18 protein-coding genes and 1 pseudogene are annotated in these 22389 nt (G+C 67.0%); 15 read left to right on the top strand and 4 right to left on the bottom strand.

All coding sequences use genetic code 11. The features are described from left to right. Window positions 1–39: 39 nt before the first annotated feature. From ACT3S6_RS02910 to ACT3S6_RS02895, 4 genes are read left to right on the top strand one after another with little or no spacing between them, the layout of a single operon-like run. Window positions 40–189 (top strand): hypothetical protein, encoded by a 150-nt coding sequence (locus ACT3S6_RS02910; RefSeq protein WP_444553665.1) that lies wholly within the window; start codon window positions 40–42, stop codon window positions 187–189. A 12-nt stretch (window positions 190–201) separates the two neighbouring features. After that, window positions 202–1665 carry an amidohydrolase gene (locus ACT3S6_RS02905; RefSeq protein ID WP_444553764.1) on the top strand — a complete coding sequence of 488 codons (1464 nt, stop codon included), beginning with the start codon at window positions 202–204 and terminating at the stop codon, window positions 1663–1665. 51 nt (window positions 1666–1716) lie between these two features. Then, window positions 1717–2229: a hypothetical protein gene (locus ACT3S6_RS02900; RefSeq protein ID WP_444553664.1), complete on the top strand. Its 513-nt coding sequence runs from the start codon at window positions 1717–1719 to the stop codon at window positions 2227–2229. A 29-nt stretch (window positions 2230–2258) separates the two neighbouring features. Continuing rightward, window positions 2259–3161 (top strand): aminoglycoside phosphotransferase family protein, encoded by a 903-nt coding sequence (locus ACT3S6_RS02895; RefSeq protein ID WP_444553663.1) that lies wholly within the window; start codon window positions 2259–2261, stop codon window positions 3159–3161. A gap of 13 nt (window positions 3162–3174) precedes the next feature. Here ACT3S6_RS02895 and ACT3S6_RS02890 read toward each other — a convergent pair. The 3 genes and pseudogenes from ACT3S6_RS02890 to ACT3S6_RS02880 form a co-directional block, all read right to left on the bottom strand. Further along, window positions 3175–3915, bottom strand: a pseudogene (locus ACT3S6_RS02890) (SDR family NAD(P)-dependent oxidoreductase). Between the two features lie 171 nt (window positions 3916–4086). Continuing rightward, the gene (locus tag ACT3S6_RS02885) at window positions 4087–4632 is read right to left on the bottom strand and encodes a hypothetical protein (RefSeq protein ID WP_444553662.1); all 546 of its coding nucleotides are present in this window, start codon (window positions 4630–4632) and stop codon (window positions 4087–4089) included. Further along, the gene (locus tag ACT3S6_RS02880; RefSeq protein ID WP_444553661.1) at window positions 4629–4976 is read right to left on the bottom strand and encodes a PadR family transcriptional regulator; all 348 of its coding nucleotides are present in this window, start codon (window positions 4974–4976) and stop codon (window positions 4629–4631) included. Before ACT3S6_RS02880 ends, ACT3S6_RS02885 begins: the two co-directional genes overlap by 4 nt. 357 nt (window positions 4977–5333) lie before the next feature. Between ACT3S6_RS02880 and ileS the strand changes: the two genes are divergently transcribed. The 4 genes from ileS to ndk are packed head-to-tail and all read left to right on the top strand — an operon-like array spanning window position 5334 to window position 10864. Beyond that, window positions 5334–8591 carry an isoleucine--tRNA ligase gene (ileS, locus tag ACT3S6_RS02875; protein WP_444553660.1) on the top strand — a complete coding sequence of 1086 codons (3258 nt, stop codon included), beginning with the start codon at window positions 5334–5336 and terminating at the stop codon, window positions 8589–8591. Beyond that, entirely contained in the window at window positions 8592–9953 is a 1362-nt protein-coding gene (locus ACT3S6_RS02870; protein WP_444553659.1) for a bifunctional folylpolyglutamate synthase/dihydrofolate synthase, read from the top strand. Window positions 9954–9960: 7 nt separating this feature from the next. Next, complete coding sequence (locus tag ACT3S6_RS02865) at window positions 9961–10407, top strand: DUF4233 domain-containing protein (RefSeq protein ID WP_444553658.1); 447 nt, start codon at window positions 9961–9963, stop codon at window positions 10405–10407. Window positions 10408–10447: 40 nt separating this feature from the next. Continuing rightward, on the top strand, window positions 10448–10864 hold the full coding sequence (ndk, locus tag ACT3S6_RS02860) for a nucleoside-diphosphate kinase (protein WP_444553657.1): 417 nt from the start codon (window positions 10448–10450) through the stop codon (window positions 10862–10864). An 85-nt stretch (window positions 10865–10949) separates the two neighbouring features. On the opposite strand, the gene ACT3S6_RS02855 is transcribed toward ndk, so the two are convergent. After that, the gene (locus ACT3S6_RS02855; protein WP_444553656.1) at window positions 10950–11597 is read right to left on the bottom strand and encodes a vitamin K epoxide reductase family protein; all 648 of its coding nucleotides are present in this window, start codon (window positions 11595–11597) and stop codon (window positions 10950–10952) included. A 119-nt stretch (window positions 11598–11716) separates the two neighbouring features. Between ACT3S6_RS02855 and ACT3S6_RS02850 the strand changes: the two genes are divergently transcribed. The 7 genes from ACT3S6_RS02850 (at window position 11717) to ACT3S6_RS02820 (ending at window position 22336) form a co-directional block, all read left to right on the top strand. Further along, the gene (locus ACT3S6_RS02850; protein ID WP_444553655.1) at window positions 11717–13327 is read left to right on the top strand and encodes a peptide chain release factor 3; all 1611 of its coding nucleotides are present in this window, start codon (window positions 11717–11719) and stop codon (window positions 13325–13327) included. Window positions 13328–13703: 376 nt separating this feature from the next. Continuing rightward, window positions 13704–17102: an Rne/Rng family ribonuclease gene (locus tag ACT3S6_RS02845; RefSeq protein WP_444553654.1), complete on the top strand. Its 3399-nt coding sequence runs from the start codon at window positions 13704–13706 to the stop codon at window positions 17100–17102. Window positions 17103–17487: 385 nt separating this feature from the next. Continuing rightward, a complete protein-coding gene (rplU, locus tag ACT3S6_RS02840) occupies window positions 17488–17796 on the top strand; it encodes a 50S ribosomal protein L21 (protein WP_444553653.1) in 309 nt (102 codons plus the stop codon). Window positions 17797–17842: 46 nt separating this feature from the next. Then, on the top strand, window positions 17843–18097 hold the full coding sequence (gene rpmA / locus ACT3S6_RS02835) for a 50S ribosomal protein L27 (protein ID WP_086996933.1): 255 nt from the start codon (window positions 17843–17845) through the stop codon (window positions 18095–18097). 128 nt (window positions 18098–18225) lie between these two features. After that, a complete protein-coding gene (gene obgE, locus ACT3S6_RS02830) occupies window positions 18226–19794 on the top strand; it encodes a GTPase ObgE (protein ID WP_444553652.1) in 1569 nt (522 codons plus the stop codon). Next, entirely contained in the window at window positions 19791–20990 is a 1200-nt protein-coding gene (gene proB / locus ACT3S6_RS02825; RefSeq protein WP_444553651.1) for a glutamate 5-kinase, read from the top strand. Before obgE ends, proB begins: the two co-directional genes overlap by 4 nt. A 53-nt stretch (window positions 20991–21043) precedes the next feature. Further along, complete coding sequence (locus ACT3S6_RS02820; RefSeq protein WP_444553650.1) at window positions 21044–22336, top strand: glutamate-5-semialdehyde dehydrogenase; 1293 nt, start codon at window positions 21044–21046, stop codon at window positions 22334–22336. Window positions 22337–22389: the final 53 nt, after the last annotated feature.

The following is a 22389-nucleotide window of genomic DNA, read 5'->3' as shown; positions in this document are numbered from 1 at the left end:
CTCGCCGGGCCGAAGCCGGGCGGGTCTATCATCGGGGACATGTCTGAAGCCACTGATTCGCAGGCCACCCACCAGCACGCCGACCTGTTCTTCTCCGGCGGGACGATCCTGACCATGGACGCGCAGAGGCCGCGGGCCGAAGCGGTGGCAGTGGGGCATGGGCGCATCCTGGCCGTGGGCTCCATCTAGGAACTCTCTTCGCTGATCGGGGCAGGGACCGAACAGGTCGATCTCGAGGGCAGGGCGTTGCTGCCGGGGTTGATCGACCCGCATATGCATTCCTCCATGGTCCAGTTGGCCGACTGGGCCGATGTGAGCCCCATGACCTGTCCCACCGCGGACGACGTTTTTATCGCACTGCGCGAGGCCATCCCGGCGTCGACCGGTTGGGTGTTGGCCCAGCAATTCGACCCGAGCATCACCGCCGGCCACCCGATGCTGGACCGCCATGAACTGGACCGACTCGTTCCGCATGCTCCGGCGCTGGTGTTGGAAAGCAACGGGCATATCGCCTACGCCAACTCCGCGGCCCTCGCCCGGGCCGGTATCGACCGCAACACCGCGGATCCACCGGCGGGCCGCTATACCCGCGACGCCCAGGGTGAGCCGACCGGCCGGCTGGAGGAATCCTCTGCCCTGGCCGCGTTCGGGGCAGGGCTTCCCTTTGCCACCGGCGAGGCACTGGCCGGGCGGATCCGCGATCTGCTTTGGCAGGCTGCCAGCCAAGGGGTCACCCTGCTGCACGACTGCGGTATCGGCTCCATCGACGGAACGTCGGATCTGGACGTGCTGCGTACGGTGCTCGACGACGACTCCCCGGTCAGATACCGGGGGATGTTGGTCTCGAGCTGCTATGACGACTGGATGGCGAAGGGGATCCGCCCGGGGGACGGGGACGATCTGTTCCGGGTCGACGGCATCAAGGCGTGGTCGGATGGGTCCAACCAGGCGGGTACCGGATTCCAACGCAAACCCTATCTGGGCCAGACCAGCCGCGGGGCCCTGAACCATTCGCCGGCGGAACTGGCGGCTGTGGTGTCCCGGGCCCATCGGGACGGTTGGCAGATCGGTGTCCATGCCAATGGTGATGCAGCCATCGACACGACCCTGGAGGCCTTCGAGCAGGCGTTGGCCTCCGACCCGCGCCCCGACCACCGGCACCGGATCGAACACTGCAGTCTCACCCGTCCCGAACACATCGCCCGCATGGCAGCTGCCGGGATTTCGCCGTCGTTCCTGATCGGCCACGTCAGATGGTGGGGCCGGGCGTTCCGTGAACGGTTGCTGGGCCCCGAACGCGCCGACTTCTACGACCCCTGCGCCTCGGCGCTGGCTGGTGGCCTGCGCATCTCGCTGCACAGCGACTGGAACGTCACCCCGTTGGAACCGCTGCGCTACGTCCAGGATGCGGTCACCCGCATCATGGCCGAAGGCGGGGAAGTGTTGAACCCCGGCGAGCGCATCAGCGTCGAAGCGGCCTTGCGGGCCGTGACCATCGACGCCGCCTGGCAGTGCCGGGCCGATGACGTCACCGGTTCGATCGAGGTCGGAAAATATGCGGACCTGGTGGTGCTGGATCAGGATCCGACGGCGGTGGATCCCACCCGCATCCAGGACATCGCCGTGGTCCAGACCCGTCTGGCCGGGGCGGTGCGTTTCGGCTAGTGGGTCCCGCTGCCTCTGGTTCGGGGGCGGTCTGTTCGGGATACTGTCATCATGATGAAGAAACCCGGGAGCAGCGGGACCTGGACCCGGCGCCCCGGCTTCTCGTTCGAGTCCTCCGTATATGGGCTCATCGTGGTCTCCGCGATGCTCATTGTCATGGGCAGGTACGGCGACACCTCGGCGGAGAATTTCTTCAAGGTGCTCGGCACGGTGGTCGTCTTTTGGGCGGCCCACCTCTTCGCCGTCTGCGTGGCGCACCTGAACCAGAGCGAACCGGGCCAGGCCAGCTTTCGAGGCGAACTCAGCCATGCCTGGCGCCACTCGGCGGGGTTGCTCCTGGCCGCCGTCATTCCCCTGGGCGTCCTGCTGCTGGGGGTCCTGGGGGTCATCAGCGACGAGGTGGCGCTGTGGACGGCATTGTGGGTCAACGTCGTTCTACTCGGGGTGGTGGGATATCTTTCGTCCCTGCGCTGGGCCCCGACGGTCCGGGTGCGTCTGGTGGTCTCCGGCGGCACGGCACTGTTGGGGCTGCTGATCGTGGGCTTGAAGGTCTTCCTCCATTGAAACCGACCAGCTCAGGTCAAGGAGGATCCGTGCGCCACGACCAGATTCCGATCGACGTTCCCACTGCCCAGGCCTTGATCCGCCAACAATTTCCACACCTGAGGAGCGAACCCATCAGGTTTCTTCCCAGCACGGGAACCGTCAATGCCATCTTCCGCGTCGGCGACCTGCTGGCCGCCCGCTTCCCGCTCCACGAATCCGACCCGGCCGAACTGGCCGAATCCCTGAGTACCGATGCCGATGCCATGGGCGAACTCGCGGGGCGCAGCCCCGTGCCGACACCGACCTGCGTCGGTCTGGGCCGGCCCGACAAGTCCTACCCCCTGCCGTTCACGCTCCAGACCTGGATACCCGGACACGTCGCCACCCCCACGATGGTCTCGGACTCCCCGAAGTTCGCCGCCGACCTCGTCCGGTTCATCCAGGCCCTCCGGGCGACCGACCTGGACGGCCGGAGCTTCAATGGACGTGGACGTGGGGGAGCCCTGCCTGATCACGACGAATGGATGGAGCACTGCTTCACCCGGAGTGCCGGCCTGCTTGACGTTCCCCGGCTGCGCTGGATGTGGGCCGGTTTCCGCGGACTTCCGGCCGGAGGCAACGACACGATGAGCCATGGCGACCTGACCCCGGCCAACCTCCTCGTGGACGGGGGGCGCCTGGCCGGAGTCCTGGACGGCGGAGGGTTCGCCCCCGCCGATCCGTCCCTCGATCTGGTTGCCGCCTGGCACCTGCTGGGACGGCCGGCACGGACGACCTTCAAGGAGGGCCTGGGAAGCAGCGACGTCGAATGGCAGCGCGGGGCAGCCTGGGCCTTCCAGCAGGCCATGGGGCTGGTCTGGTACTACCAACGGTCCAACCCGGCGATGGCTGGGTTGGGCCACAGCACGGTGGAACGCCTCTTGGACGATCCCGAGGTTGGGGCACGCTGAAGGCCCGCACGGATCAGGTGGCCATGATTCCGCCGTCGGCAATGAATTCGACGCCCGTCGAGTAGCTGGCCCGGTCGGAGGCGACGAAGGCCACCAGATTGGAGACCTCCTCGGAGTCGCCGATGCGCTTCATCGGGATCTTCTCCATGAAGTCCTCGATGACCTTCTTGATGTTCTCCGGTTCGATGCCGGGGGTCTTGATGGCCCCGGGATGGACCGTGTTCACGCGGATCCCGAATTCGGCATACTCCTAGGCGACGGCCTTGGTCAGCCCGGTCACGGCGAACTTGGAGGCGCTGTAGACGGCATTGCCGGCGGTGGGACGCAGGCCTTCGTCGGAGGAGATGTTCACGATCGAACCTCCCCCTGCCTTCTGCATCGAGGGGAGGATCTTCTGCATGCCATGGAACTGGCTGAAGAAATTCACCTCGAACATCTTCTGGACGTCCGCTTCGGTGAAGTCCACGAATTTCTTCATCACGTCGATCCCGGCATTATTGACCAGGATGTCCACCGGCCCGAACGTCGATTCCGTCCGGGCAATCACCTGGTCCCAGGCAGCTGCCTGGGTCACATCGAGTTCGACGAAGGCGGCGACGTCGCCGAGCTCGTCGGCCAGCGACTGGCCCTTTTCGACCAGGATGTCGGCAATGACGACCCGCGCACCTTCCTCGACGAATTTGCGCACATGCGAGGCACCCATGCCTTGTGCGCCTCCGGTGATCAACGCGACCTTGTGATCCAGCAAACCCATCTCGTGCTCCTTCGATAGAGGGGGAGGACTGATTGGGACCCGGTCGGGAAGGCCAGTGCCTTCCCTGGGGTCCTGGCCTCATTCCACTCCTGTCCCCCCGGCGACGCAAACCGGTACGGGTGCGTGGGGACGGGCGCAGGGTGGAATGAGCTGGTGGTCAGGGGTTTTGTGTCATCCCCTTCTGTTGCGTCGGCGGGTCAGGCGCCAGAGGTGGGCCCCGAGGGCGAAGGCGAGCAGGGTGATGACCAGTGGTACGACGAGCCATGCGAGTCCGCTGCTCCAGCCGATCCCCACGCCGGCTTCGGTGTCGAAGGCGGTGACCGGGACCAGGAAGAGGAACGCGGAATGGGCTTGCTGGGCTCCGGCATCATCGACTGCAGCGAGCATGCCCCAGACGTAGGAGAGGAAGAGGGCCCAGTAGACCAGGAGGGCGGCGCCTGCGGTGATGATGCCGATGGACCAGAGGGGTCGTTTCATTCCTTCGTCACCGTAGCGGGCCGCCAGGCCGGAGGCGGGGCCGAGGTCGCGCAACGCCGCGCCGGTGCTGCGTGGCTCGACCAGCAGGTCATCGCGGAGGGACCGGATCACGTTCTTGCGGCCGGCTCCGGGCAGGCCGCCTTCCAAATGCCAGTCCAGCCGCATCAGATAGAGATCGATGCGTAGCCGGTCCATCATGGAGCGACGCGCAGTGGTGTCGGTGTCGTGGAGATCGTTCATCGCAGCTCTCCTGTCGAGGTGAGCGCGTCCTGGACCGCTCGTTGGAGGTGTTTCCATTGCTGGTGGGAATCGTTGCGTTGGTGTTCTCCCGCAGCGGTCAGCCCGAAGTACTTCCGTGGAGGCCCCTGGCTGGAGGCGGCGGTGTATGCGGCCAGGAGCCCATCGCGTTCCATCCTGCTCAACGCGGGATAGACCAGTCCGGTACCTGCCTGCAGGCCCAAGGCGCTCAGACGCTCGACGAGTTCATAGCCGTAGGACTCCCGCTCGGAGAGCAAGGTGAGGATCAATAAGGGCAGAGCCCCGCGCAGGAGCTGCCCGTCTCGTTGCGCATCTGTTCTACTCATACTAGTAGTGAATCATGAATAGTGGCCTGAGGGAACGTCCGAACCAGGATGCTTCTCCTGGTGCACGGGGCGAGCGCCACCGCCGTGGTATCCGCTAGACTGGTCCCACCAGCAACGACCCGGCCATCACCGGTGAGCTTCCGGAAGAACGGTCCGCCCCGTGCGGACCCAGTAGAACCGGGCGGTTGGGCGCGTGAAAGCCCAGTGCGAGCGGTTCGCGCAGTCCTCTCTCCGGAGGGCCCGCGGACAAGCGGGGTGGTACCGCGAGAACCGGCAACCGAATGCCGGGAATCGTCCCCGCATCGAGAACACCAGGCGTTGTGACCCGACGCCGAACCGATGCCAGGACTGCCGCTGATGAGTTTGTACCCCAAGGCCTCCACCGATCCGCAGAACGTCACGCCCGCCTCGCCGCGGTTCCCCGAGATCGAGGAACGCGTACTGAAGTACTGGGACGAGGACCACACCTTCCAGGCCTCCATCGACGCCCGACCCGCCGGCACCGACGGGTCCAATGAATTCGTCTTCTATGACGGTCCCCCCTTTGCCAACGGACTTCCGCACTACGGCCACCTGCTCACCGGCTATGTGAAGGACCTCGTTGCGCGCTACCAGACCCAGCGTGGCAAACGCGTGGAGCGCCGCTTCGGCTGGGATACCCACGGACTGCCCGCCGAACTGGAGGCGATGAAGCAGCTGGGCATGACCGATAAGCAGCAGATCGAGGCCATGGGCATCGACAAGTTCAACGACGCCTGCCGTTCCTCGGTCATGAAGTATGCCGGCGAATGGCAGGAATACGTCACCCGCCAGGCCCGCTGGGTGGACTTCGACAACGACTACAAGACGCTGAACGTCGACTACATGGAATCGGTCCTCTGGGCCTTCAAGCAGCTGCACACCCAGGGCCTGACCTATAACGGCTACCGGGTGCTGCCGTATTGCTGGAAGGACGAAACCCCGCTGTCCAACCACGAGCTGCGCATGGACGAGGACGTCTACAAGGACCGCCAGGACCAGACCGTCACGGTCACCTTCGGCATCTTGGCCGGAGAGAGCGAGATCTCCCGGCAGCTGGCGGGAACCCAGGCAATCGCCTGGACCACCACCCCCTGGACCCTGCCCACCAACCAGGCCCTCGCCGTGGGACCCGAGGTCTACTACGTCGTGGTGCCCGCAGGACCTGCCGGAACCAGTGCGGCGGGGGAGTCCTTCATGCTGGCCTCGGATCTGCTCGGGGCCTACGCCAAGGACCTGGGGTACGAGGACGCGGCGTCCGCCGCCGAAGCAGTCACCGCCACCTACCGCGGCTCCGAATTGGAGGGGCTGGAATACGAGCGGCTCTGGGATTACTTCGCCGACGACGAGACCTACGGCACCGCGAAGTCCTGGCGGATCCTGGTCGCCGACTACGTCACCACCACCGACGGCACCGGCATCGTCCACCAGGCTCCCGCCTACGGCGAGGAGGACCAGAAGATCTGCGAGGCCAACGGGATCCCCGTGGTCCTCTCGGTCGATGAGGGCGCCAAGTTCCTGCCGCTCTTCGCCGGAGGCCCGTTGGCCGATATCGCCGGCGTCCAGGTCTTCGACGCGAATAAGGCCATCATCGCTGACCTGAAGTCCTCGGCCCGGCTGGTCCGCCAGGCCAGCTACGTGCACTCCTACCCGCATTGCTGGCGCTGCCGCACCCCGCTGATCTACCGGGCCATCTCCTCCTGGTACGTCGAGGTGACCCAGTTCAAGGAGCGGATGAGCGAACTGAACCAGCAGATCAACTGGATCCCCTCCAACGTGAAGGACGGACAGTTCGGCAAGTGGCTGGAAAACGCCCGTGACTGGTCCATCTCCCGCAACCGCTACTGGGGCAGCCCGATCCCCGTCTGGGTCTCGGACAACCCCGATTACCCGCGCACCGACGTCTACGGTTCGCTGGCCGAAATGGAAGAGGCCTTCGGCCGGCTGCCGGTGAACCACGAGGGCGAGGTCGATCTGCACCGTCCGTTCATCGACGAACTGACCCGGCCCAACCCGGACGACCCCACCGGCGGATCCACCATGCGCCGGGTCGAGGACGTGCTGGACGTCTGGTTCGACTCCGGATCCATGCCCTACGGGCAGGTGCACTACCCGTTCGAGAACAAGGACTGGTTCTCCACCCACAGCCCGGCGGATTTCATCGTCGAATACATCGGACAGACGCGCGGCTGGTTCTACATGCTCCACGTGTTGTCCACGGCGTTGTTCGACCGCCCGGCCTTCCGCAACGTGATCAGCCACGGGATCGTGCTGGGCTCGGACGGACAGAAGATGTCCAAGTCACTGCATAACTTCCCCGACGTCAACGAGGTCCTGGACCGTGACGGCTCCGATGCGATGCGCTGGTTCCTGATGTCCAGCCCGATCCTGCGCGGCGGGAACCTGGTGGTCACCGAACAAGGGATCCGCGACGGGGTCCGCCAGGTCATCCTGCCGTTGTGGAACGTCTACAGCTTCTTCACCCTCTACACCAACTCCGCGAACTCCGGGGCCGGCTACGAGGCGAAGCTGCGGTATGACGGGTACACCGACACGCTGGACCAGTACCTGCTGGCCAACACGGGTCAGCTGGTGGCGGAGATCGGCGCCCATATGGACGCCTACGACGTCTCCGGGGCCTGCGACGGGCTGCGGCACTACCTGGACATGCTCACCAACTGGTACGTCAGGCGCAGCCGCGACCGCTTCTTCGCCGAGGACACCGATGCCTTCGACGCCCTGTACACGGCGCTGGAAGCCCTCTGCCGGGTCGCCGCACCGCTGCTGCCGCTGATCACCGAAGAGATCTGGCGTGGTCTGACCGGCGGGCGTTCGGTCCACCTGACCGACTGGCCCGAAACCGGCACCTTCGCCGCGGATCCGGAGCTGGTGGCCCGCATGGACAGGATCCGGCAGGTCTGCTCGACGGGCTCCAGCCTGCGCAAGGCCGCCAAGCTACGGGTGCGGTTGCCGCTGCAGGAGCTCACCGTCGTCGTTCCCGCCTCCTCCGAATTGGAATCCGGAACCGAGGTCATCGCCGATGAACTGAACCTGCGCCACGTCCGGCTGGTCGACGCCGCCGACGCCTCCCCGGAGGAATTCGGGATCGAGCAGAAGCTGGTCGTCAACGCCCGGGCCGCGGGACCCCGGCTGGGCAAGAACGTCCAGGTCGCCATCAAGGGCTCCAAAACGGGCCACTGGTCACTGACCGACGGGGTCGTCACCTCGGGCGGACTGGAGCTGCAAGACGGCGAATACACCCTGGAGACGGTGGTCGCCGACGGGGACGACAACGGGTCCACCGCCGTCTCGATGCTCCCCGGGGGAGGCTTCGTGGTCCTGAACACCGAGGTCACCGCCGAACTCGAGGCCGAAGGCACCGCCCGGGACATGGTCCGGTCGATCCAGCAGGCCCGCAAGGACGCCGATCTGCACGTCAGTGATCGGATCCTCACCACCATCAATGCCCCGCAGGACATCATCGACGCCCTGCACGCCAACGCCGAGCTGGTCAAGCACGAAACCCTGACCCTCGATCTGGAACTGATCCCCGGCGATGTCGACACCACCATCTCGGTAGAACGGACGGTTGCCTGAATGAGCCCCGACCACGACGAGTTCTCGGTCCAAAGCGTCTACGCCGAACTATTGGGCCGCGCGCCCGAGAACAAGATGGAGCCGCGCATGGCCCCGATGTTCCGGGCCATGGAGGTCCTCGGCGAGCCCAACAGGGCGATGCCGATCATCCATGTGACCGGAACCAACGGCAAGACCTCCACCGCACGGATCATCGAACAACTGGTCCTGGCCCACGACCTGCGGGTCGGCCGGTACACCAGCCCGCATCTGTCCAGCGTGACCGAACGCATCAGCATCGACGGGGAACCGGTCTCCGACGAGGACTTCGTGCGCAACTGGGATGAGATCCGGCCGTTCCTGGGAATCGTCGACGCCGAACTGGAGGAGGCCGGTCAGAACCCGCTGACCTACTTCGAGGCCCTGACGATCCTGTGCTTCGCGGTCTTCGCCGACGCCCCCGTGGACGTCGCCGTCATCGAGGTCGGCCTGGGCGGGATCACCGATGCCACCAACGTGGCCGACGGGCAGGTCTCGGTCATCACCCCGATCTCCCTGGACCACACCGACCTGCTCGGGGACACCGTGCACGAGATCGCCCTGGAAAAGGCGGGCATCATCAAGGCCGGAGGATTCCTGATCTCCTCGGCCCAGGAGCCCGAAGCGGCCCAGGTCCTCCTGGAGGCCGCCCGCGACACCGGGGTCCCCTTCCGCTTCGAAGGCGTGGAGTTCGGCGTGGAGTCCCGCCAGCTGGCCGTCGGCGGGCAGTCGCTGACGATCCAGGGCATTGCCGGACGCTATGAGGATCTGGCGCTGCCGTTGCACGGGGCCCACCAGGGGCAGAACGCCGCCGTCGCCGTGGCTGCGATGGAGGCCTTCCTCGGGGGCGGGGAGAAGGCACTGGAAGAGGATCTGGTCCAGCTGGCCTTCGGGAACGTCTCCAGCCCGGGACGGCTGGAACTGGTGCGTTCGGCCCCGACCGTCCTGGTCGACGCCGGACACAACCCCGCGGGCCTGGCCGTCTCGGCGCAGGCGGTGAAGGAGGCCTTCGACTTCAGCGCCCTGGTGCTGGTGGTGGGGATCCTGGCCGAAAAGGATGCCCCGGCGATGCTCGACGAGCTGTATCTGCAATACGGGGAACTCGTCCAGGACATCTGCCTGACCCAGTCCACCTCCCCCCGGTCCATCCCGGCCGAAGAACTGGGGGAGCTGGCCCTGAAGGCCGGGTTCAGCGATGCCGGCATCCACGTCACCGATCGTCTCGACGACGCCCTGGAATGGGCGATCGGGCGCTCCGAATCCAGCGAGGAACTCACCGGTGGCGTCCTGATCACCGGATCGATTACCGTCGTTGGCGAAGCACGCACCCTGTTAGGAAAGTAAGCACCCCATGGCACGCATGACCAAAGCCCAGCGCGAGTGGCGCCCCGGGATGAAGAAGAAGCGCCGCTCCACCCGGGTGCTCTTCGCCTCCACGGTCCTGGTGCTCGAAGCCGGTGTCGCGTTGTTCGCCACCTTGGCGGTCTTCGGGCTCTACCGGGACACGATCGACCCGCTGCTGATCTTCTTGACCGGCGGATGGATCATGGCCGTGTGCATCATCGCCTGCGCCTTCCTGACCAAACCCCTGGGCTACTGGATCGGCTGGATCGTCCAGATCCTGCTGATCCTGCTCGGATTCGTGGACACCTCGATGTTCGTCATCGGGGTCCTGTTCGCCTTGTGCTGGTGGTACGCCGTCACCAAGGGCCGGACCATCGATCTGGAGAACGCCGAACGGGACCGGCGCCAGGCCGAATGGGAAGCCGCGAACCCCGAGCCCGAAACCGACCACTAGACTGGTCACCGACCCCACGCAGCATAGAAGGAGCACCACCGTGTCCACAGAACGCACCCTTGTCCTGGTCAAGCCCGATGGCGTGAAGCGCCAGCTCACCGGCACCATCCTGTCCCGCGTCGAGGCCAAGGGCTACCGCCTGGTCGAACTCAAGCAGGTCCAGGCCACCCGCGGGATACTCGAGGCGCACTACGAGGAGCACGTCGGCAAGCCGTTCTACGAGCCGCTCGTGGAATTCATGCTCTCCGGTCCGGTCGTGGCCGCCATCTTCGAAGGCGAACGCGTCATCGAAGGCTTCCGCTCCCTGGCAGGGGCCACCGAGCCGACGGCTGCCGCCCCCGGCACCATCCGCGGTGACCTCGGCCGCGACTGGGGCGTGAAGGTCCAGCAGAACCTGGTGCACGGTTCCGACTCCGTCGAGTCGGCCGAACGCGAGATCGGGATCTGGTTCTCCTAGCACCTTCCACCCTCCCACGACGTCGGCCGCCGCACCCCTGCCGGGGGAGCGGCGGCCGACGTCGTCCGGCCAGGGCGGCGGCGCTCTATCCGAAGAACACCTTGGCGAACGTGACCAGGATCGACCCGGCACACAACAAGACGATCAACGCGGCGATCACCCAGTGCCATTCGGCCAGGAACCGGCGCAGCCCGGCGGGTGCGGGAACGACCCCGTGGCTGATGTTCCTGACGGTGGTGTAGGTGAACAGGACGATCATCATGGCCCAGACGACCATGCAGTACGGGCAGAGGATCCCGATGACGTAGAGGGCCTGGAACCACAGCCACCCGATCATCGCCATGGCCAGGGTGACCCCGACCTGCAGACCCACGTAATACCAGCGGGGCAGCCGGGCCCCGGCGATGAGCGTGATGCCGATCGTGGTGACCACCGCGAAGCCGGCGACGCCGATCAGCGGGTTGGGGAAGCCGAACAGTGCCGCCTGGGCCGTCCGCATGACGCTGCCGCAGGAGACGAAGGGATTCATGTCGCAGGAGGTGACGTAGTCCGGGTCCTTGTAGATCTCCAGCCGTTCGAGCGTCAGCGCCGAGGACGCGATCCAGGACACGAAACCGGTGATGGCCAGGATCCACCCGAACACCGGTTCCCGGGCGTAACCGGGAAGGGCCCCCTCGGCCGCGGGGCTCACGGCGGGGACCGGTTCGTTCCTGTTCGGGGCATGCTGGGCCACGCGGGGCTCCTCGGGTCGATCGGGGCGGCGGCGGTTGCCGCCATCCACTTCGATTCTAGGCCCGGGGCCCGGGGCATGGACGGTAGACTTGTCTGGTTCGCCAACGTGAGAGAAGTGTAGTGTCGCAGATTCCAACCCAGGCCGCCGATCCCCGGATCATCGACCAGTCCTCCCGCCGTCGTACCTTTGCGGTGATCTCGCACCCGGATGCGGGCAAATCCACGCTCACCGAAGCGTTGGCCCTCCACGCCCGGGTGATCGGGACCGCCGGGGCCACCAACGGCAAGTCCAACCGCAAGGACACCGTCTCGGACTGGATGCAGATGGAGAAGGACCGCGGGATCTCGATCAGCTCCACCGCCCTGCAGTTCGAGTACCGAGACACGGTGATCAACCTGGTCGACACCCCCGGCCACGCGGACTTCTCGGAGGACACCTACCGGGTGCTGGCCGCCGTGGACTGCGCGGTGATGCTCATCGATGCGGCCAAGGGCCTGGAAGTGCAGACCATGAAGCTCTTCGAGGTCTGCCGGCAACGGAATCTGCCGATCATCACCGTGATCAACAAATGGGACCGCCCCGGGCTGGAATCCCTGGAGCTGATGGACGAGATCACCGAACGCACCGGATTACGGCCCATGCCGTTGACCTGGGCGGTAGGCATCGCCGGGGAATTCCACGGCGTCGCAGACCTGCGCAAGAACGAATACGTCCGCTTCACCCGTAATTCCAGCGGGGCCTCCCTGGCCCTGGAGGAACATTTCACCCCCGAACAGGCCCTGGAGGCCGAAGGGCAACTGTGGTCCGACGCCCTGGATGAGGCGTCGCTGCTCGAAAGCCCGGGAGGGTTCGACCTGGAGAGCTTCCATGCCGGGACGGCGACCCCGGTGCTCTACTCCTCGGCGGCACAGAACTTCGGGGTCCGGCAGATCCTGGACACCCTGGTGGACCTGGCCCCCTCGGCCGCCCCGCGCGCCGACGCCGACGGGGAAGTCCGACCGGTCGATGCCCCCTTCTCCGGCTTCGTCTTCAAGGTCCAGGCCGGCATGAACCAGGCCCACCGCGACCATGTGGCCTTCATCCGTGTCTGCTCGGGGATCTTCGAACGCGGCATGGTGGTCACCCACGCCAATACCGGAAAGCCGTTCGCCACCAAGTATGCCCAGCATCTGTTCGGTCGGGACCGCGAAGTGATCGACCAGGCGTGGCCCGGGGACGTCGTGGGACTGGTCAACGCCTCGGCCCTGCGGGTCGGGGACAGCCTCTATGAGGACGCGCCGGTCACCTACCCGCCCATTCCCTACTTCAGCCCGGAGCACTTCCGGGTGGCCCACGCAAAGGATCCCAGCCGGTATAAGCAGTTCCGCCGGGGGATCGACCAGCTCGAGCACGAGGGCATCATCCAGGTGCTGCGTTCGGACCGGCGGGGCGATCAGGCGCCGGTGCTGGCGGCCGTGGGACCGATGCAGTTCGAGGTCGTCGAAGACAGGATGGCCCAGGACTTCAACGCCCCCATGCGGATGGAGGCCCTGGGGTACTCGTTGGCGCGATTGACCACCAAGGAGGCGGTGACGGCGCTGGCGCCGGTCCGGGGTGTCGAGGTGATCATCCGTTCCGACGGCGAGTACCTGGCGTTGTTCAACGACGTGTGGGCGCTGCGTCGGGTGACGAAGAACCACCCGGACCTGCCCTTGACCCGGATCGGTGTCGACCAGGACGCCGCCGTCTGAGCCCTTTGGGATGATCCGCCGGCGCCGGCCACCGACTCGGGATTCGACGCGTATGAGACAATGGCAGTGGTTGGTGGCGAATCCACAGTTTGTTTCCAACCCAACTACAGGATTCCGGGCCCTCACGCGATGGATCACCGTAGGCATCGACCCTGATGCCGGCGGATGAAAACCGCGGACGGTCGCCGCAACAGAAAGCGGCTCGCCCGGGGAACTGGGTTGGTTTCCCGGGCCGCCGTACCCGCCGACGTTGGTACACCTCGGGAAATATGAAAACTGACTTCCGGGGATCGGAAGGCCGACGAGGCCGCGGTTCCCGAACCGATCGCCGGCGTCCCGGCTGTGGAGGGTACTCCGGCTAGGAGCATGGCCTTTCATGGAAGCAACGAACGAAGAGCTGAATGGGCCGGCGCAGTCGTCCCTTCCGATGAATGACGACACCGCCGCCACCACCGAGACCGCCGAGGCCCCCCAGACGCCGGCACCGGCCAAACGCGCACCGCGCAAACGGGCCACCACCCGCAAACCGGCCACCGCCGCCGCCAGCGAGCCGGAGCCCGAAGCCGCCGCCACTGCGGAAGAGCCCGCCACCGCACCGGCCAAGAAGACCACCCGGGCACCCCGGACCCGCAAACCGGCCGCCACGGCAGCCAGCGAGGACGAGGCCACCCAGACGGCCGGACCGGACGCCGACGCCGAACTGCCCAAGAAACCAGCCAGGGCCCCCCGCACCCGCAAGACCGCCGCGTCCACCACCGCGGACGCCGAGCAGACCGTGGCCACCGAAACCGGCGGCGACGCTTCCGCCGACCCCGCCGCCGAGAGCCCGGAAGCAGCGAAGACCCCGGCAAAGAGCACCGGGGCGCGCAAGGCACCGGCGCGCAAATCCCGCGCCGCCGCGGCCAGCCCGAAGACCACCACGGCAGAGGAAACCGGCACCGCCGCACCTGCCGCGGAGGCTCCCGGTGAGCCGGCCGCCGAAACCAGCGACGAAACAGCCACTCCGGCGGATCCGTTCGCCGTCCCCGACTCGGCGATCTCCGTCCTCTTCCAGGCCCCCGATCTGGCCACCGCCGCCCCCGAGGCGCGGTCCGCGGAGGAGCCCGGCTCCGAGGAGAGCCACGACAGCGGTTCGGGCAACCGGACCAGCCGCCGCAACCGCTCCCGCTCCCGCGACGACGCACAGAACCGCGACGAGGGGCCCGAGGCGGGGGACTCGACCGAGGAGGCCGGCACCAGCTCACGGCGCCGCCGGCGTCGTCGGCGCGGGGACTCGGACCTGGAACTCAGTGGCGGCAACGACGACGACCCGCCCAACACGGTCACCCGGGTGCGTGGCCCCCGGGCCGCCGCAGATCCGGCACCGTCGAACAAGGTCACCAGCGTCAAGGGTTCCACCCGGCTCGAGGCCAAACGCCAGCGCCGTCGTGATTCCCGCGACTCCGGTCGTCGACGCCATGTCATCACCGAAGCCGAGTTCCTGGCCCGCCGCGAATCGGTGGACCGGCAGATGGTGGTCCGCCAGCGTGATGAGCGCATCCAGATCGGCGTCCTGGAAGACGGGGTCCTGGCCGAGCACTTCGTTTCCAAGACGCAGCAGGATTCGCTGATCGGCAACGTCTATGTGGGCAAGGTGCAGAACGTCCTGCCCTCCATGGAGGCCGCCTTCATCGACATCGGCCGTGGCCGCAACGCCGTGCTCTATGCCGGGGAGGTCAACTGGGATGTGGCCGGGCTCGAGGGACAGCCGCGGCGCATCGAGCATGCGCTGAAGTCGGGGGACCCGGTGCTGGTGCAGGTCACCAAGGACCCGGTCGGCCATAAGGGGGCCCGGCTGACCAGCCAGATCTCCCTGCCCGGACGCTACCTGGTCTATGTGCCCAGCGGGTCGATGACCGGCATCTCACGCAAGCTGCCCGACGTGGAACGCAACCGCCTGAAGAAGATCCTCAAGGACCACCTGCCGCAGAACGCCGGGGTCATCGTGCGCACCGCCGCCGAAGGGGCCAGCGAGCAGGAGTTGATGAACGACATCAACCGGCTGCGCGCCCAGTGGGAGGAGATCGAGGCGAAGTCCACCTCGACGAAGACCACCCCGCCCGAGCTGCTGTACGCGGAACCGGATCTGACCATCAAAGTCGTCCGCGACGTCTTCAACGAGGACTTCTCCAAGCTGATCGTCTCCGGCGAACACGCCTGGGACACCATCGAGGCCTACGTGACCTACGTGGCGCCGGACCTGTTGGACCGCCTGGAGAAGTGGACGAGCGACGAGGACATCTTCGCCGCCCGCCGGCTGGAGGAACAGATCCACAAGGCCCTGGACCGCAAGGTCTTCCTGCCCTCGGGCGGCTCACTGGTCATCGACCGGACCGAAGCCATGACCGTGGTGGACGTGAACACCGGCAAGTTCACCGGCAGTGGCGGCAACCTCGAGGAAACGGTGACCAAGAATAACCTCGAAGCCGCCGAGGAGATCGTCCGTCAGCTGCGGCTGCGCGATATCGGCGGGATCATCGTCATCGACTTCATCGACATGGTCCTCGAAGCCAACCGGGATCTGGTCCTGCGCCGGCTCGTCGAGTGCCTGGGCCGGGATCGGACCAAACACCAGGTCGCCGAAGTCACCTCGCTGGGCCTGGTGCAGATGACGCGCAAGCGCATGGGCACCGGACTGCTGGAGGTCTTCAGCGAAAACTGTGAAGCCTGCAACGGCCGCGGCGTGGTCACCCATGACGAACCGGTCGAACATCGCCGGGCGTCGAACCAGCAGCAAGACCAGAACAACCAGAAGCGCAACGAGCGCAAGCCACGCGGGAACCGCCACGGCAAGGGCGGGGGAGCAGGCACCGAGCAGACCCCCGAGCAGTCGGCACCGGAGCCGAAGAAGCACGACCCGGAGGCGGAGGCCAAGGCCGAAACCACCCGGGCCGCGTTGGCTTCCATCGCCGCCGCCACCCAGGCGTCCCACGAGCAGACCGGGGAGACGAAGCAGCGGGACGGGCACGACGCCGGGACCTCCGCCGCGTCCGGCCAGGGGGGCACCGACGGGCAGGATGGCTCCGACTCCGGTTCGCGCCGTCGTGGACGCGGGCGCTCACGCGGACGTGGTCGTGCCGGCTCGGCCGAAATGTCGCCCACCAGCGGGTCGGGGGAGCAGCCTGGGGACACCGCAGGCACCTCCACCGCCGCCTCCAGCCGCGAGCAGGGCCCCGGATCAACGCAGTCCGGTCAGGGCCCAGGCCATGACGCGACGGCGGAGGCCGGGACTGATGGGGAAGGTCCCGTGGTGAGCATCGCGGGAGAGGAAGTCCGTCTGCCGGGCGCCCGTCGCAGCCGCCGGGCCACGGCGCCCACGCAGACCCCCGATCTGACGCTGGAATCCTTGAGCGCCGCCTTCGGCGGCACCCCTGAGCCGTCCCGGGAAGCCGATCACGAACCGGCTCCCGCGGCCAAGCAGGAACCGGCTGCCGTGGCCAAGCAGGAACCGGCTGCAGTGGCGTCGGCACCGGCGCAGGAGCGTTCCTCCGCCGTGGCCGCAACGCCGCCGGCCACCAGCACCCCGGCACGCCGTCCACGGCGCAGCCGGGCGGCATCCAGCGCCCAGGGGAGCGCGAACACGCCGATCGAGCGGGTGGAGGCCACGGCGTCGACCCCTGCCGCAGGCACCAGCCACGTGGCCAAGCTCGAGCAGTCGGAACCGGAAGCGAAGAAGAAGGCCTCCGAGGACGCGCCGATGATGTTCGGCGTCGGGGTACCGGCCTCCGAGCTGTAACCGGATCGGACGAGGCTGCTCGTCGGCAGGAACCATGCGTGGGGCGGGACCCGGTCGATCGGGTCCCGCCCCCACGCGTTCCCGCGCCTGCCTTGCGGCGGAACCACTGCGGGGCCGGGACACAGGGGAAGGCCCGCCGTTCGCGGTCCGCGGGTCGGGAAGGTACCGTTAAAAGGTGCTTCACCCTCCCGGGGGTCTTGACGACCCGCCGTCGGAGGATGTATTTGCTCCTGCGGACCGAAATAGCGTAATCTAGATCCTCGGTGCATGCGCCGCTCATCGGATTTTCCGCTCGGCGTGACAGCACAGCGCTTATCCCCGATCGGTTGGTCCGGTGGAATGTGCGCAGTAAGAGTAATAGACGTCGAGAGAAGTGAGTTCCCAAGTGGTGTACGCGATTGTCCGCGCAGGCGGCCGGCAGGAAAAGGTTTCCGTAGGAGACTGGGTGACCCTTGACCGCGTCCCCGAGGCAGCTGGTGGAACCATTGAGCTCCCAGCACTGCTTCTGGTAGACGGCGACAAGGTCACCTCCGCTGCTGCCGACCTGGCGAAGATCACCGTGACTGCCGAGGTTCTCGAGAACCTCCGTGGCCCGAAGATCGTCATCCAGAAGTACAAGAACAAGACCGGCTACAAGAAGCGCCAGGGTTTCCGTTCCGCACTGACCAAGGTCAAGGTCACCTCCATCGCCTAAGGCGACGGAGACCAGATCACCCACGATTCAAAGGTAGGCACATTCAATGGCAAGTAAGAAGGGCGCGAGTTCCACTCGCAACGGCCGCGATTCCAACCCTCAGTTCCTGGGCGTCAAGCGCTTCGGAGGCCAGGTGGTTTCCGCCGGTGAAATCATCGTTCGCCAGCGCGGTACCCGTTTCCACCCCGGCGCGAACGTCGGCCGCGGTGGCGACGACACGCTGTTCGCACTGGCAGCCGGCTCGGTGGAGTTCGGCACCCGTCGCGGCCGTCGTGTCGTGAACATCGTGGATGCCGGCTAGTTTCGGCAGAACCGAATTTAGCTAGACTGGAGGGCGGGCCGCTTGGCCCGCCCTCCAGTTCTTTTTATCACCGGCCGTAGCACGGACCAGCAGGACCGTAACGGCCACCCAATAGAGGAGTCCCAGTAGTGGCAGCGTTCGTAGACCGCGTAGTCCTTCACGTTTCCGGCGGAAACGGAGGGCACGGTTGCGTGTCGATCCGTCGGGAGAAGTTCAAGCCTCTCGGCGGGCCCGATGGCGCCAGCGGTGGCAAGGGCGGCGACGTGATCATCCGCGTCGACCCCCAGACCACGACCCTGCTGTCCTACCACCATTCCCCCCACCGGCACGGTGGCAACGGCGAACCGGGCCGGGGAGACATGCAGCCCGGCCGCAACGGCGAGACCCTGATCCTGCCGGTGCCCGACGGCACCGTGGTCAAGGACCGTGAAGGAAACATCCTGGCCGACATGGTCGGCGCCGGCACCGAATACGTGGCCGCCGCCGGCGGCATGGGCGGACTGGGCAACGCGGGGCTTGCCTCACAGAAGCGCAAGGCCCCCGGGTTCGCCCTGCTGGGCGTCCCCGGCGGGGAACAGGACATCGTCCTGGAACTGAAGTCGGTAGCCGATATCGCGTTGGTGGGCTTTCCCTCGGCCGGCAAATCAAGCCTCATTGCCGCCATGTCCGCCGCCCGTCCCAAGGTCGCCGACTACCCGTTCACCACGTTGATCCCCAACCTGGGCGTCGTGCAAAGCGGGGACGTCAGATTCACCGTCGCCGACGTCCCCGGACTCATTCCGGGCGCCAGCCAGGGCAAGGGCCTCGGACACGAATTCCTCCGCCACGTCGAACGCTGTGCCGCGCTGGTGCACGTCCTGGACTGTGCCTCGCTGGAATCGGACCGCGATCCGCTCAGTGATCTGGAGGCCATCGAGGCGGAACTGGCCGCCTATGCGACCGACTCCAGCTATGCGGGCTCCGATGGCACCGTGATCCCGCTGAACGACCGCCCCCGCTTGATCGCCCTGAACAAGACCGACATGCCCGACGGCTCGGATATGGCCGAGTTCGTCCGCGCCGATCTGGAGTCCCGCGGCTACCGCGTCTTCGAGGTCTCCGCCCTGGCCCGGACCGGGCTGAAGGAACTGGGCTATGCCATGGCCGAGCTCGTCACCGAAGCACGCACCGCATCGGCCGAGGAGCCGGCCCAGGTGGAAGTCCCGGTGCTGCGCCCCCGGGGCGTGAACCGGGCCCCCTTCACCATCCACCGCGAAGAACGCAACCTCGAGCCGCTGTTCCGTGTCGAGGGTGAAAAGCCGGTCCGGTGGGTCAAGCAAACCGATTTCAGCAACGACGAGGCCGTGGGCTACCTGGCCGACCGACTGGCCAAGATCGGTGTGGAGGACAAGCTGTTCAAGGCCGGGGCGAAACCCGGGGACGCCGTGGTCATCGGCGACGATGACAACGGCGTGGTCTTCGATTGGGAGCCGACCATGGCCGCCGGCGCCGAACTGCTGGGATCACGTCGTGGACAAGACGACCGGTTCGACGACGGCAGCCGTCCCACCCGTGACCAGAAGCGTCAGGACCACCAGGATCGCAAGGATGCCCGGGCCGCGGCCCGCGCCGAACTGGAGAGCGAACGCAAGGCCGGCGTGTGGACCGAATCCGTGAACCCGAAGAAGCAGGGTTCACCCAAGGACAGCGGGAAGTGAACCGGCAGAACCGCCTTCCCTCCTCGATCCGCCACCGTTCGCAACTGACCGAGGCGACCCGGATCGTGGTCAAGGTCGGTTCCTCGTCACTGACCACCGTCAACGGGGGGATCTCCGAGGATGCCCTGAACCGGCTGGTCGTTGAACTCTCGGCGGTGCGCAACGGGGGGATCGAACTGATCCTGGTGTCCTCGGGCGCCATAGCCGCCGGCATCGCCCCGCTGGGACTGAGTCGCAGGCCCCGGGACCTGGCCACCCAGCAGGCGGCCGCCGGCGTCGGGCAGGGACTGCTGATGGCCAAATACACCCAGGCCTTCGGCGCGCACGGGATCACCGTCTCCCAGGTGTTGCTCACCGCCGATGACCTGATTCGCCGGCAACAGTATGCCAACGCCTTCCGGGCTCTAGGCCGGTTGCTGACCCTGGGGGTCGTCCCCGTGGTCAATGAGAACGACACCGTGGCCACCCACGAGATCCGCTTCGGGGACAATGACCGGCTCGCCGCACTGGTGGCCCACCTGGTCAAGGCCGATGCCCTGATCCTGCTCTCGGATGTCGACGCCGTCTATGACGGTCCACCGGCGAAGGGAGCCAGCCGCATCGCGGACGTCGTCAGTGCCGCGGACCTCGACGGGGTCAGCATCGGCACCACCGGGGGCTCCGGGGTGGGGACCGGCGGCATGGTCACCAAGGTCGAAGCGGCCACCATGGCCGCGGACTCCGGCATCCCCACGCTGATCACCTCGACGGATCAGGCCGGCCGCGGCCTGGCCGGCGAGGATGTCGGCACCTGGTTCTCCGCCCGGGGCGGACGCCGCCCGGCCCGGATGCTCTGGCTGGCCCAACTGGCGAACACCCAGGGCGGGCTGATGCTCGATGACGGGGCGGTCGCCGCGGTGGCCTCGGGGGCGCGCTCGCTGCTGCCGGCGGGCATCACCTCGGTCAGCGGGGATTTCGAAGCCGGAGACGCCGTGGAGATCACCGACGCGGAAGGCACGGTCGTCGCCCGCGGCCTGGTCAACTACGCCTCGGAGGAACTCCCGGACATGCTGGGACACGGCACCCGGGAACTGGCCAGGACCCTCGGGTCGCATTACGAGCGCGAAGTCGTCCACATCGATGACCTGGTGGTCCTGCGACCGCCCGTGCGCACCCGGAAAAAGCAGACCCCACCGGCCGCGGAGCCCCGGGCCTGACACTGTTGCTCAACAATCGCCACCGTCCCCCTGGAGCCGACTAGGCTTGGGTCATGAGCCAGAGCGTCACCGATTCCACCAGTACAGCCGAAGACATCGCCCATCAGGTTGGTCTACGCGCCGACCGAGCCCGCCAAGCCTCCCGCGTGTTGGCCCGGGCCACCCGTGATTGGAAGGACCGCGCCCTGCGGGCCATCGCCACCGCCCTGGATGAGCGGCGGGCCTCCGTGATCGCCGCCAACGCCGAGGACCTCGAACGCGGGCGGGCCGCCGGCACTAGCGAAGGCCTGCTCGATCGGTTGAAACTCGACGACGCCCGCGTCGACGGCCTCATCTCGGCCCTCGAGGAATTGGCCGGACTGCCGGACCCGGTGGGTACCGTCCAACGCGGGCAGACCCTGCCCAACGGGTTGCGGTTGCGGCAGGTCCACGTCCCGATGGGAGTGCTCGGGACCATCTACGAGGCGCGCCCGAACGTCACCGTCGATATTGCCGGGTTGGCACTGAAGAGCGGCAACGCGGTCCTGCTGCGCGGGGGTTCGGCCGCGGCCCGCTCCAACGAGGCGCTGCTGTACCTGATCCGTGATGCCCTCGAATCGGTGGGACTGCCCGCCGACGTGGTCCAAAGCGTGGATGACTTCGGCCGGGCCGGGGCCACGGCCCTGATGGGGGCCCGCGGCAAGGTCGACGTGCTGATCCCGCGGGGCGGACACGAACTGATCCAGACGGTGCTGCAGAACGCGCGGATCCCGGTCATCGAAACGGGGGAGGGCAACGTCCATATCTTCGTCGACGCCACGGCCACGGCCGAATCGGCCTCGGAGATCCTGCTCAACGCCAAGACGCAACGCCCCTCCGTGTGCAACACGGTGGAGACCCTGCTTCTGCACGCGCAGGCCCCTGCCGCCGGCGAAGTCCTGCGGGCCCTGTCGAAGGCAGGGGTCACCCTGCACGGCGACGAACGGGCGATGGCCCTCATGGAGGGGCTCCACGCGGTCCCGGCCACCGCAGAGGACTGGTCCCGCGAATACATGGACCTGGACCTTGCGGTGGCGGTGGTTGATGACCTGGACGGGGCCCTGGACCATATCCGCACCTGGACCACCGGGCACACCGAAGCCATCCTGACCAACGACCTGGCCAACGCCGAACGGTTCGTCGCGGAGATCGATTCGGCGGCCGTGATCGTCAACGCCTCCACCCGTTTCACCGACGGGGGACAGCTGGGACTGGGGGCCGAAGTGGGCATCTCGACCCAGAAGGTCCACGCCCGGGGCCCCATGGGTCTGCGGGAGCTGACGACCACGAAGTGGATTGTCCAAGGAGATGGCCACATCCGTTCGTAGAGTGCCTGCCGGGTAGGTAGGATGGTAAGCAGACATCAGACGATCGACGGATC

The organism is Arthrobacter sp. AOP36-C1-22 (assembly GCF_052377515.1).
In the GTDB taxonomy this organism is placed as follows: Bacteria; Actinomycetota; Actinomycetes; order Actinomycetales; family Micrococcaceae; genus Arthrobacter_H.
Note: the sequence above shows the minus strand (reverse complement) of the source record. Positions and strands in the feature narration are given on the sequence as shown.